Raw genomic sequence first — 13510 nt, 5'->3', positions numbered from 1 at the left:
TACTCCCTTCCTCTTCATTCTTCCAGGCTGGCTTCCATCTGCTGGCGTTCCCACTGTTGCTTGTACCAGCCGCCAAACAGCATCAATTCATCATGCGTGCCTTCTTCGATAATCCTTCCGTCGTCCAACACAAGAATCCAATTCGCATGACTGACCGCAGATAGACGGTGCGTCGTAATGAAAGTCGTTTTACCTGCCCGTTCCATTCGGATATGATGTAGAATCCGGCTCTCCGTCCGTGCATCCACCGCCGAAAGCGAGTCGTCGAGCAGCAGAATCTCTGAGTCTATAAGCAGCGCTCTCGCAATAGCCAGACGCTGTTTCTGCCCGCCGGAAAGCATCACGCCATTTTCACCGACGATCGTCTCCAGTCCTTCAGGCATTTGAGCGATGTCTTGTGTAAAAGAGGCCATTTCTACCACTCGGGCAATTTCATCCGGTGTCGCCCCGGGCTTGCCCAGCGCGATATTGTCGCGAATCGATTTGGACAGCAGCAGATGCTCCTGCGGCACGTAAGCGACCCAGCTCTTCACCTGATCCAGAGCGATTTGTTCGACAGGAATCCCGGAGATGAACAGCTTCTCGTGTTCAACCGGATATTGGCGCAGCAGTTGTTTAATCAGCGTACTCTTTCCACTGCCCGTTCTTCCTACAATGCCTAGCGTCTGACCTCGCTCTAAATAGAAAGAAACGCTATCAAGACTTGGATGATTAGAGGTCGGATACGTAAAAGTTAACTGTTTCATCTCGATTGTCGTTGGAACCTGGATAGCTGCCGGTGCTTCAACGTCCAATAAATCAGGTTTCTGTGTAAAAGACTGTTCAAGCCGATCCGCCGAAGCGCTTCCGCGCTGCAGCACATTAATAAATTCGCCAAAGGAAATCATGGGCCAGATCAGCATGCCCAGATAAATGTTAAAAGAAATCAGTTGGCCAAGCGTAATTTGGTCATGAAAGACCATGTAAGAGCCATAACCGATCCCGATCGAATAGCTCACTCCTACAATTAGCGATATGAGTGGCTGAAAAAGCGCGTTCAATATCGAAACGCGTTTATTCTTGTTCATAACGTCCGAGGTCACTTTATCAAAAGCGGTAAGATCGTGATCTTCCTGCACATAAGAACGAATGACGCGGATGCCGGAGATCGATTCCAGCGCATGATCGTTCATTTTGCCGAAAGAAGCCTGGGCGGCGAGAAAGCGGGTCCTTACTTTTTTCCCCAACTTACTGATGACGATAGCTAGAAAAGGCAGTGGAATCAATGCGGCCAGCATTAATTTGAAGGAGATGAAGGAAATCATCGTAATGATCACGATCGAAGCTCCCACCAGCGTATTGACCAGTGTCATGACGCCATAACCGGCTGTCTGGCCGATAGCCAAAATGTCGTTAGTCGCCAGCGCCATCAATTGCCCCGTACTGTTGCGCTGAAAAAAAGCCGGCATCATCCTGGTCAAATGCGCGAGCAGCCTTCCTCTAAGCAGCTTCTCGATCAGCGCTGAGTTCCCGAACAAGGTCGTGATCCATACAAAGACCATCCCATATAAAAGCAAGGACAGGCATACAAGCAAAAGTACGGTCTGGCTTAAGCCAGCTGAGGTTAATTCTCCTTTTGAAATATGATCAATTGTATTCCCGATCATTTTGGGCGGGATCGTCGTCAGCAGGCTGACACACGCCATCAACCCGATGGCTAGCGCATAACGACTCCATCTCCATTTGAAAAACCACTTTAGCCGAATTACAAAAGACACGCGCTGCACCTCTTTCCCTATTCCGATATACACATTGATTTTACAGTTTTACCCACAGCAAGTCTACGCGAACACGTAAAAGATCCGTCATTCCGATGGATAGCCAAACCTAAATAGATAAACTTCTTGACGCTATCTGATTGCGATGTTTTTCATTTTTACGGCATAAATAGGTTTCTTAGGTTTCTTCATGACTTGAGGCGAGTTTCGCTATAAAGAGCATGGGGCGGGTTTCGCAACATAGAACATGAGGCGCTAATAGTGTACTAGTTTGACGCTAATTAAATGAAAAATGGTCAAAAACGAGCTCGATAGAATAAAAGTCTATAATTAAAGAACCCTATTAGTTAAACATGGAATCTTGTTCTCTATGCGATCTTTGGCGGTTGAATCACACATTTTTAGAGTCACTTGAGTGTCTTATTAGAGAACAACGGGCTTTGGAGTAGACAGGGAGGGGCAGAGTTAGAGGCTTGAGAAGGAAGATACCATGTAACAACTCAATCAGAATGAATAAGGAGCGTTATGCGGAATCATCATCCATAAAGAAAGAACCATCCAAATAGATGGGGCTGTTGACATAAGCTTTTTTAAAAAAATATGACTTTTATAAACCTCGATTTATACGGATTTATTAAGCGTCAATTTCTTCAAAAAGGTGCTTTTTCAACAGCCGCTCCTAGATCTGGATGGCCTTAATTTTCCAAACTCATTTATGCATGTTCCGCAATAAGACGGTTAATTTGATCGCGTTTACCCAGCAGCCATTCGGCATCATTCGGATATTCGCTGAACGTGATCGGCTTCTCCAAGCCCGATTCCAGCAAGGCGATTACGGCATCGCGCCCAATCTTGCTTTCAAGAAGCTGAAGCGCCCGCAAGTCTTGAAGCGATTCGTAGAGGACTTCAAGCCGCAATGATTCGATTGGCCCTTCTTCACCGGGGTATACCAGAAAAGCGTCTCCGGAAGGGAAGCCTTGGCCTGCATCGGTTACACGGAAGGGATCGATCGCTTTTTTGGAGAATTGCGAGTACCAGAAATTGTAGCCCCAATGCAGGAATCCGGCCATCTGATATTTATACAATTGCATGCCAAGTATACGATTTCTAACCGAAGGAAATGTGAAAAAGCGATTCGCAACTTTCTGATATTGAGCGCAGCAGTAATAAGTCCATAAGTTTGGAACCTCGTTCTCAAGGAACGGTTCGATATGATTGTTGGCCGGAATCGGGATTTTCACCAGACCTTCTTCATAAAAATCGTAGTCCGACAACGCGTCTATGATCGGGAAATCTTTCAAATGCCCTTTGATCGTTTCGCTTGCGCTTAGGTACGACTCCAAATGGTCTACATGCGGCTCGTCGGAGATATGAAAATAGCTCCGTTCATCCAATCCGTTTTCATGAATAAATGCAACTAGAGCAGGTAAAAATTGGCCGAGGAACGACTTATACGCCTCACCGTGCGCATCTGTCTCCCAACCGAAAATCCGCTTGTACACACCGTTTTCCGTCGCCATAATTTTGGGGGCATGCTTCGCTCCCCACTGCGTGAAGAAATGGGAAAACTCGAAATAGCTGATACCTAATTCCGATGCCATTTCTACCCATCGTTTGAGATTGTCAAAGCCAAAACGGTAAATTTCCCCTTCTTTCTCCACGTCGACCAGCTGAACAGTCGGGCGTTCCCCGCCAACCTCCGTATCAAGAGGCGGTGTAAAGAGCGGGGTCAGCAGCATATTCATTCCATGCTTCGTCGCCGTTTGCACGAACTGCCTAATGCGCCGCCAGTGCTCTTCGCTCCACACTTCAACGCCATAGTAAGTGGCGATACAATCCGTATGGAACCATTCCGTATGTATCAATTGCTGCTTCGGCAGTACTGCTGGAATGACTTCCAATACAAAAATTTCACTCCCGAGCCGTTCGCCATTATCCCCATTGAACCGAATTTCGATCGAGTGACTACCTGGTTCCGTACGATCTGAAACTTCCACGCTCACCCAAACCGAACGCCACTGATTCGGCAGTGCATGAACGCCATCCTGGTCCATCGGATAAAGAGGATCCGGATACAACCCCGGTGTTGCTCGCAGCAAGTTACCGTCATGATTGGCATACATCGGAAACTCCGAAGGAGCAAGGCCAACGGATCGAATCGTGATTGCATCACGAAGCTCCGAAACCGCTGTTACTTGAATACCTCGAATTAGCTGCGGGCATCGGTATGCCACTTGAAACGCAAATGTTTCATTTTGCAATGCGGTGGAACCTTTGAATGGAACGTCATTTAATTCCACATCCGCAAACACTTTTACCAGTGAGTGCAAACATCTTGTTTCCAAATTTAATTTGTTTGAATCGCTGCCCATCTTAATCTCCCTTTCGTCATGTGTTTGATATTCAATATATAGTCCATTAAACCTTACATTTTCACTATGTAGAATAGCTTTAATGACCAGCTTCATGGACTATTTGATCAATTCAGGGCAGGTTCAAATCTTATTTTTTAAGCAACGCCTTTTGGTGGATGTCGAGATATTTTTTCAACTGAATGCCATCAAAGCCTTTTACATAGTTATCCCATTCCTTATCGATATCTTTGCTGCCGACAATGAACTGAGCCATATTCGATTTGACATAATCAACGATTGTTGTTTTCAGCTGTGCCATGATTTCTGAATCTTCCTGCGCGATAAAGACGCTTGTCGGATACATTTCTTTCGATTTGAACGGTTCCGACTTGGCGGATTCTCTCTTTAAGCGTACTTCATACGCGCCCTCTGCAAGCGGATCTTGAAGCGCCACAAACGAATCGCGGTACTGGTATGTTCTTAATGAAGGTCCGATCTGCTCCCAGCCATCGTTCTGAATGGTCTTATTCGGATCGCCAGGGATTAAGGCGTATTTCGCAGGCTTTCCGTTCATGTCGAGCTCGCCGTCTTTGGCCTTTCTCCACCCCTTCCCTTCAACTCCGTGTTCTTCGAGTAAAATCGCTTCTTCGGTATATAGAAAATCAGCCAAGCGGATCGCAGCGATCTGCTGTTCCTTCGTCGCCTTATTCGTAATGGCGAATTGCGATTTCGATACGCCGGCGTAGTAAGGCGTTTGCTGTACGCCGTTAGGTCCTTTGAGCGGAGGCACAGCCACGTAATCCTTGTGTCTCGGATGTTTGTCGTCGGGCGAGAAGGCATAGCTGATTAAAGCAGTCGGAAGCGCGCCTATGACGTTATCGGGTTCTCGGTTTCCAAGCTGTTGGACGGCATCGTCTTTTTGGGTAAAAGCGGCCGGATCCAGCAACCCTTCTTTATACAGTTTGTTCATATACTGCAGGCCTTGCTTCCACTCCGGTTTGTTAGCTGCAAAATCCACATTGCCGTCTTTCACCATAAGGAATGAAGCGGAATCTTTATCCTGGTGATCATCGATGATGAACGCGTTCATCAGGAACGTTTCAATCCCGCCTCCCCACATGAACTCGGAACCTGTGAGCGGAATTTCGTCCTTCTTCCCATTTCCGTTGGGATCCTTTTCCTTGAATGATTTCATCACTTCATAAAATTCGTCGGTTGTTGTAGGCATCTTTAAATTCAACTTATCGAGCCACGCCTGATTGATCCACATTTTATTGGCAAAATTGCAATGATAGCATTCGTTGACTTGGGGAATCGCATAGATATTGCCGTCCGGCGTCGTCATGGAACCCTTGAGATAGGGCAGATCCGCCATCGCTTTCTTAATATTCGGCGCATATTGATCGATTAAGCTGTTTAAGGGAATAAACACGCCTTGCTTCCCGTACTTCATCTGTTCGTCCTTGGTCAGGCTTCCCTGCAAAATGACCTCCGGATAATCGCCGCTTGCCAGCATGAGCTTCTTGCGATCGTCCAATGATTTGTCCGGAACCAGATCCCAGGCGATATGGATATTAGTCTTATCTTCAAGCCACTTGGTAAATGTATTGGTTTCCATATTTTCAATGCTTGCAAGCTGCGGCGCGAACATCTTGATCGTCATTTTATTCGTAACAATCGGCAGCGTTCCTACAGGGCTGAATGCATCCTTCTTTTCTACTGAGGTGTTTGGCGAGCTGCTCACAGATGCGCTATCTTTCGAGTCCGTACAAGCGGTTAGTACAACGGTTAAACTCACGACTGCGCTTAAAAGAGTAAAGCATGTCTTCTTACTATTTTTCAAAGTGACTCCTCCTCAAAAAATGGTTGCCAAACGATTCCACTTGAACCCCTTCAACGACCTGCTAAACCAAATGATTCGACACACCACCTCCTTAACAAATCCCCCGTTACCCGCAAAAGTATTGAGCTACCCTTTTAAGGAGCCAATCATGACACCCTTGACAAAATACTTCTGCACAAACGGATAAATCATCAGAACCGGCAAGCTTGCTACAACGATGAGCGAGTATTTCAACAAATCTTTCAGTCCTTGCTGGGCTAAAAGTGTTTTTACATCCGCAATCATGCTCGGATCAATGGTGTTTAAGATGAGAATATTTCTGAGCACGATTTGCAGCGGGAATAGACTCGGCGTTTTCAAATAGATCATCGCATCGAAGTAGGCATTCCAATTGGAAACCGCATACATGAGCGTAAGGACGGCCAGAATCGGTTTGGACAATGGCAGCACCACACTGAGCATAAACTTAATATCGCTGCAGCCGTCCAGCTCCGCCGCCTCGGCCAGTTCATCCGGAATGGTGGTCTGGAAAAAAGTTCTCGCCACAATGACCTGAAAGACCGCTATGGCACCTGGGATAATCATGGCCAAACGTGAATCCAGCAGATGCAGATTCTTCACGACCAGGTAGGTTGGAATCAGTCCAGCCTCGAACATCATCGTAAGCACCAGCAGAACCATGATGAAGTTGCGGCCGTAAAACGTTTTACGGGCCAAAGGATAGGCCATCATGACCGTCAGCGCCACATTCACGAACGTTCCGCCAACCGTATAAATCAACGAATTCCAGTATCCCTGAACGATATGCGGATCCCTGAACACAGCCTTATACCCTTCCAAAGAAAAATCGACCGGAAGCAGCCAAACTTTGCCGGATACGACAGCTTGCGGCGAACTGAACGATGAGCTGACGATAAATAGCAATGGGAATAAGACGGCAGCGAGAACAAGGGTCAAGAACACGTAGACGCCGAATAGAAACCATTTGTCTCCCCTCGAATCTTGGATGGCTATTCTAGACATTCTGATCCCTCCCTTTTACCAAAGACTTGAGCCCGATATTTTTTTGGCTACCTGATTGACAAGTACGAGCAGCAGCAAGTTGACAAGCGAATTAAAAAGCCCGATGGCGGCAGAAAAGCTGTAGCTTGCATTTAGCAGGCCCACTTTATACACGTAAGTTGAAATGACCTCTGACGAACTGAGGTTCAGCATGTTTTGCATCAAAAAGATTTTTTCCACACCAACCTTCATAATGTTGCCGACACTCAGAATTAAAAGAATAACAGATACCGGAATAAGGCTGGGGATATCTACGTTAATAATTTTCTGCAGCCTGGAAGCTCCATCGACCTTCGCCGATTCATAAAGCTCCGGATTAACTCCCGCTAAAGCGGCTATATAAATGACGGCCGAATAACCGGAATACTGCCAGACATCCGACATGACATAGATCGTCTTGAACAACTTGGGAATCCCCATAAAGTTCGTATTAGCTACGCCCAACATGCCGAGAAATTTACTAATCAAACCCACTTCAGGCAATAAGCTCATCATAATAATGGAAACCATGATGACCGTAGAGATGAAGTAGGGGGCATAGGTGGCCATTTGGACCGTTTTCTTAAACGGGCCGTTGCGTATTTCGTTCAGCGCGATCGCCAAAATGATTGGGGCGGGAAACCCAACCGCTATCCCGTACAGGCTGATGCCGATCGTATTTTTGATGTACAGCCAAAAGTTCGGCGACTCGAAAAACTGATTAAAATAAGTCATGCCTGCCCATGGACTGCCCCATATGCCTTTAATCACGTTATAATCCTTAAATGCAATCGCGGTACCCAGCATCGGTATATATTTGAAAATAATAATGTACGTGAGCGGCAGTAACACAACAAGGTAGAGCTGCCAGTGCCTTTTTATTCGCTTCCATACGTTTCTCTTAGGTTTGATATTTATTCCTGCGGCTGTTCGTGCCAATGTCCCGATCCTCATCTCGTGCCCTCCCCTTTGCTTTCCTCCGATTCTAGGCTCAACCGACCATTTGCGCAATAAACAAGATTCGAGGTGCAAACTGAAATCGAAATCACTTCCTAAACGCCTTTCGCATGACAAATACTTTTCGTAAAAGCATGAGAAAAACGTCTATCGACGTCTTTTCGAAGATGAGCGACCGCGTTCAGCGGAAGTTTATACGAAAATAAAAGTAACTCGATTCGGCCAAAATGGTGCTAGAAAGACAAAAAAGTAACTCGATTGTGCCAAAATAGTGCTAATAAGACAAAAAAAGACCCACTTCCCTTGATTCAGCTAATTCACTTTTCAAAAATTAGCTGACTTCTTTGGTGTTAATTTGAATTTCAAAACCCATTCCCTGAATTTGCTTTAAGTAATACTTGAGTATTTTTTCTTGAGACGTGCCGCCATGCACGTCTATTTCTTTATACTCGGTTTTGTCTCTCATCATCGCATAGATCATACGTAGCATGAGGTGCCCTGTTGCCACAATCGCTTTTTTCTCGCCTCGTCGTTTCTGGACCTGCCGATAAAATTGACCGATTCGATTGTCTGCTCTGGCATTCGCCCAAGCTGCTTGACAAAGACTGCTCTTGAGTTGTTTGTTGCCTTGCAGAATCTTTGTACTTTTCTTTTTTCCGGCGCTTTCGTTATTCCCAGGGCAAATTCCCGCCCATGAAGCGAACTGGGTATCAGTCGGAAAGTAATCCGTTACGTTGGGGCCAATCTCAGCAAATATAGCTGCCGCCGTATGCTCATCAATTCCTGGGATCGAATCCAACCAACCGACTTCATTCTGGTAGTCTTGAACGCAGGAGTCGATCTTGGCCTCTAATTGCTCAACTTGTTTCTCGAGGTACTCGATATGCTCCCAGTGGTAACTCATCATTTCCCGATGATGCAGTCGCAGTTTTCCATTTAATGCATCAAGAAGCTGAGGAATTTTACGTTTCAGTTTTGCCTTGACCAGCGCACGCACTTCCGGTTCATCGAGCACTTCACCGTTAATTAACTTTTGCAGCAGCGCCCTCCCTGACACGCCAAAGACGTCGGACATAAATGTCGTCAGTTTGATGTTCCCATCTTGAAGTATTTTGTGGATTCGGTTCTTTTCCGAGGTGATGGCCTGAACCAGTTTTCTCCGATACCGAGTGAGATCCCTTAAATCCCGGATGTTTTGAGTAGGGACCATACTTGCTTCAATTAGCCCACATCGGTGAAGTTGTGCGATCCACTGCGCATCCTTGATATCGGTTTTGCGCCCCGGTAAGTTTTTGATGTGCTTGGGGTTTGCCAAAATCAAGTTGCAGGTCGACTCCAGCACATTCCAAATCGGTTTCCAAAGTACACCCGTACTTTCCATCGCCACCTCCTTGCAATCGTATTCCGCCAGCCAGTCCTGCAATTGCAGAAGTTCTTTCGTGGTCGTACCGAAGGTTCGGATTTGTGGCCTAGGTTTTATATCCAAGGGCCCTTTTAAAATGCATACAACCACTGTTTCCTGGTGCACGTCCATACCAGCACAACATTCTCGAATCGCATCCATCATCATTCCTTCTTTCATGAAAAATGAACAAATCATGCGCCCGCAGTGTGAAAGTTTATACACGCTCTAGTGAGGCAATTGGCGGTTCTCGAAGGCGCAATAGAGACGGGTTTTTATTCAGGATCGAATCCCAGTACTTCCGCCGTCCTTTGATTTGTTACTTTTCATCTTTGACGAAATGCTCTATCTTGAGTCCTCTGTCTGTGAGAACTCATTTATTTTCATTCTTGGTGGTGACGTCGTAAGACGTCATGAGTGGTTTTTATCGCCAATAGGAAAGTTTGTTAAGCACTTTAGTGCTTTAACGAAGTTAAACTTTCCTATGTGGTAAAAAAGAGGCTATCCCTCAGCCATTTTCATGGTTTTTGGGACAGCCTCGAACGCTAATCATTGGATTTCATACAACAGAAAGGGTGCATAGGAGTAGGTTCCGTGGGCTTAATTGGAAAATCTCCAATTACCGGCTGACCTGCCGGGTGATTTCCTCCCGATACTCGGTCGGAGAGAGTCCAACAATTTTTTTAAACACGCGGCTGAATGAAATCGCATTCGTATACCCGGCATTCTCCGCGATGTGCTGCACCGGATCGTTCGTTTCGGAGATTTGCTTCTTGGCGTACTCCATTCTGGCATCGATCAGAAAATCAACGAACTTACGGCCGGTCTCCTCTTTAAACAGCTTGCTTAAATATTTGGCATGGATATGGAATTCCTCGCTCAAATGGTCCAACGATAGATTCGGATTGCGAAAATTTTGCTCGATATATTTCCTTACTTCCCGGATCGTCGACGCATGGTTTCGTTCATCCTGAACCCTTTTAAGCGCTGCAGCGAAATCAACCAGTTCGTTCTCAATGTGCTGCCGCATCTCATCCAGCGATTGGAACGATTCCATTCGTTCGCTAAGTCCCGGCAACCCCTTATGCTCCCATAACTCCTTAAATTCCTTCGCCATTCCGGACATTTCACGCCCGAGATAATACGTCAGGTAATTCATTAAATGAATAATCTCGTCTTTCGTTAACAGTCCTTGCTTCAAGCTATTGAATAAACCATCGTACTTATCCTTCCAACATTCTTCCTGCAAGCGGAAAGAATGGACGAAGGCGCGGATGGCATTGAGGTGGGAAAATACCTCGATCTGTCCATGGCTCACGATATCCTCGTAGCGGATGATGCGATTTTCTCCGAGCATGATTTTATATTTCAAAGCTTCCATAGCACTCTTATAGGATCTCGGGATGTCTGCCATACGCACAGCCGTTTCCCCGACTCCGATCGCGATGGTAAACTTCAAATTGGACTCAACCCATGACCGGATATTGTCAAACAAGAGGTGGATGTCCTGATCGGATGCCTCTTCATTCGTTCCATAATCGATAATTGCGCTTAACTGGAAGGCCGATGTCCACTCTGTCAAAAGCATGCAGCTGATCTTCTGAGCAAATTCCTGGATAACGCTGCGAAGCGCAAATTTGAGCAAATTCAAATCTCTTTGCGAATAATCCTGACAAATTTTCGTATATTTATCGATTTCGATTACCGCTACGATTTGCCGTTCCGAGGGCCGTGGCAAGTACAGGTTGATCGCTTCTTCATTCCAATCATCCCGCGAAAGCGGAGGTTCCCCTTCAATCAGCTGGTAAAATAAATACCTCTTTCTTAAATGCAAGTCTTCTTCGTGTTTCTTCTGAAACTGGTTGGATTGTTCAATCATATTCACCAATGCGGACTCAATGAATGTAAACTCATCCACCTTGCTTTCTTTGGAAAAAGTATGGGTGAGGGGTACCGTATAATTGCGGATACGGGCAACGATTTGCTCTAATGGCTTATAGTTTCTCCTTGTGACATAGATCATCCATACGAGTCCCAGCACGATCATCAGTATGCCGATCATAAACCAGACGTTGTACAGATTCATCACAACGCGGATCCAACCGCCACCCATTAAACCGCTTTCATAAGACCAACCGGTATAGCTGGAGACGAATTTGGAGGACACCTCTAATTTGCCGGAATGGTTCTGATTGTCAAATAAGCTCTTTCCATTTGCATCCGTTATATGAATGAAACTTGTCTTGGGATTGTATAAGTCGGCGATCATCTTGTCCAGCGAGTCCGTCGCTACGTTAACCACTAACAGTCCGTCCGTACCGGTAATGAAAGGAGCTCCCCGTACCAGACTGACGACGTGTTTGCTCTCTTTGACCGTAAATTCCTGAAAATTTCTGACACCCGTCCACTGCTTGGCGTTGGGGGATTCCATATGACTTTTAATAAATGGCGCGTCCAAGTAATGCTCTAACGTATCTCTCGTCGAAGTGCTGATCACAAATTGATCCTTGAGCCTGATTAAATAAATGGAGTCGATGATCGGGTTGGATGTCATCATATCCTGCAATTTTTTGACAGCCTGAATCGTTATATAGGCATCCGTCCCATTCGGATCGTTATAAAATTTGCTCAACTCCGGACTATTGATAATTTCCAGCATGACCATATTATCAACGGCTTTCAGGGAAGAGTCGATCAGTCTGATCGCTTGCATCGAGAGCGTCTTGTTAGCATTCAGCGCTTCGTTCCTGCTTTGCTCGCTCAACATTTGAAAAAAAACGAAGAAAATAAAGGTGACCACTATGAAAAAAACGGGCATATACGAGAAGAGCAACCGATAAAACCAAGTTCTACCCATCTGCCGGATCCCCCAATTAAGATCATTTTTTCTATATGCTAGTCAACAAAAAAAGCAGAGAAGCTTCGAACAAGCGGGGTTTCCACACTGTTGATAAATCTTACGCGCAGTCCGTTTGCTTGAACGGTTTCAAAACGATCGATTTTCTTATGACCAATCGCGCTTCCCCTGACAAGCTCCACCCAATCTCCCGCCAGATTTGCCTCAATTACATACTCCCTAACCCGTTCCCCATATGCGATATCCTCCATCAAGATGACATGGTTAACTGAAGTCATTGAACCAAATAGCAGCTGAACTTCCGTTCCTTCACCCGTTGTAGAAGCTATCGGATTGGAAAATCTTCTTCGTATTTCATCCCCAAACTCAATAACGCGCTGCACATCGGATTCCGGAAGAAGGCCCCGATCATCTGGCGCTACATTGAGCAGCAGGGTCGCTCCATGCCCGACAGACCGATCGTATAAATCGAGCAAATGATCAAGCGAATGCAGACTGTCTTCATCATTCGGATGCCAGAACCAGTGATGCTTACGAATCGGCACATCGCATTCGGCTGGAACCCAATCCGGAGTTCCCTCCAGCCAAGTCAGCATGTCGCTTGTGAACATGCTTTCTCTTGCCGTTGTCGCCGTATTCCAGCACGGGTAGGGCGCCACGCCGTCTTCGTTGCCAACCCAGCGAATGGTTGGAGAGCCCATGTTGAAGATCATCGCATCCGGTTGATACTTCTTCACAAGCCCAATAATACGAGGCCAGTCGTATTCTCTTCCTTGCGAACCGGCTCCATCGAACCACACCTCGACTAGGGGCCCATACTGCGTTAACAATTCCGTCAGCTGCTCGGCATAAAAATCGTCGTAAGCGGCCTTATCCGCATAGCAGGGTTCATGCCGATCCCACGGAGAGAGATACAGACCGAATGGCATGCCTTCGGCACGGCAAGCATCTGCACATTCCCGAACGACATCGCCTTGCCCGTTTTTCCATGGACTGCTTTTCACTGAATAATCGGTCGTATTCGTAGGCCAAAGGCAAAACCCGTCATGATGCTTGGCGGTTAAAACAAAATATTTAAATCCCGCGCGTTTGGCTGTGCGCACCCATTGCGAAGCATCCAATTGCGCGGGATGGAACAACGCCGGCGAATCCGTCCCCTCTCCCCATTCCTGATCGCAAAACGTATTAATGCCGAAATGACAAAACATGCCGAGCTCCAAATCCTGCCACCTCAACTGCTGCGGAGTCGGTAACGCTAATAAGGATTCATACATGCTTGATTGCCTCGCTTTCTAATTG

8 protein-coding genes are annotated in these 13510 nt (G+C 46.3%); all 8 read right to left on the bottom strand.

Annotated elements, in window-relative coordinates:
- Positions 1-14 precede the first annotated feature (14 nt).
- The 8 genes from ACFQZT_RS21970 to ACFQZT_RS21935 all read right to left on the bottom strand — a co-directional run bounded on the left by ACFQZT_RS21970 (position 15) and on the right by ACFQZT_RS21935 (position 13485).
- Positions 15-1757 (bottom strand): ABC transporter ATP-binding protein, encoded by a 1743-nt coding sequence (locus ACFQZT_RS21970; protein ID WP_379303069.1) that lies wholly within the window; start codon positions 1755-1757, stop codon positions 15-17.
- A 713-nt stretch (positions 1758-2470) separates the two neighbouring features.
- Entirely contained in the window at positions 2471-4129 is a 1659-nt protein-coding gene (locus tag ACFQZT_RS21965) for a DUF4091 domain-containing protein (RefSeq protein ID WP_379303067.1), read from the bottom strand.
- A gap of 130 nt (positions 4130-4259) precedes the next feature.
- Positions 4260-5954: an ABC transporter substrate-binding protein gene (locus ACFQZT_RS21960; protein WP_379303065.1), complete on the bottom strand. Its 1695-nt coding sequence runs from the start codon at positions 5952-5954 to the stop codon at positions 4260-4262.
- Between the two features lie 126 nt (positions 5955-6080).
- The gene (locus tag ACFQZT_RS21955; RefSeq protein ID WP_379303063.1) at positions 6081-6977 is read right to left on the bottom strand and encodes a carbohydrate ABC transporter permease; all 897 of its coding nucleotides are present in this window, start codon (positions 6975-6977) and stop codon (positions 6081-6083) included.
- Positions 6978-6992: 15 nt separating this feature from the next.
- Positions 6993-7949, bottom strand: a complete 957-nt coding sequence (locus tag ACFQZT_RS21950) for an ABC transporter permease (RefSeq protein WP_379303061.1) — start codon at positions 7947-7949, stop codon at positions 6993-6995.
- A 334-nt stretch (positions 7950-8283) separates the two neighbouring features.
- Entirely contained in the window at positions 8284-9534 is a 1251-nt protein-coding gene (locus ACFQZT_RS21945) for an IS110 family RNA-guided transposase (RefSeq protein WP_379303059.1), read from the bottom strand.
- A 439-nt stretch (positions 9535-9973) separates the two neighbouring features.
- Positions 9974-12211 (bottom strand): helix-turn-helix domain-containing protein, encoded by a 2238-nt coding sequence (locus ACFQZT_RS21940; RefSeq protein ID WP_379303057.1) that lies wholly within the window; start codon positions 12209-12211, stop codon positions 9974-9976.
- Positions 12212-12249: 38 nt separating this feature from the next.
- Positions 12250-13485 (bottom strand): alpha-L-fucosidase, encoded by a 1236-nt coding sequence (locus ACFQZT_RS21935; RefSeq protein ID WP_379303055.1) that lies wholly within the window; start codon positions 13483-13485, stop codon positions 12250-12252.
- Positions 13486-13510: the final 25 nt, after the last annotated feature.

This window comes from Paenibacillus sp. GCM10027628 (assembly GCF_042676385.1).
Lineage (GTDB): Bacteria > Bacillota > Bacilli > Paenibacillales > NBRC-103111 > Paenibacillus_E.
This window is presented reverse-complemented; position numbering and strand designations above follow the sequence as displayed.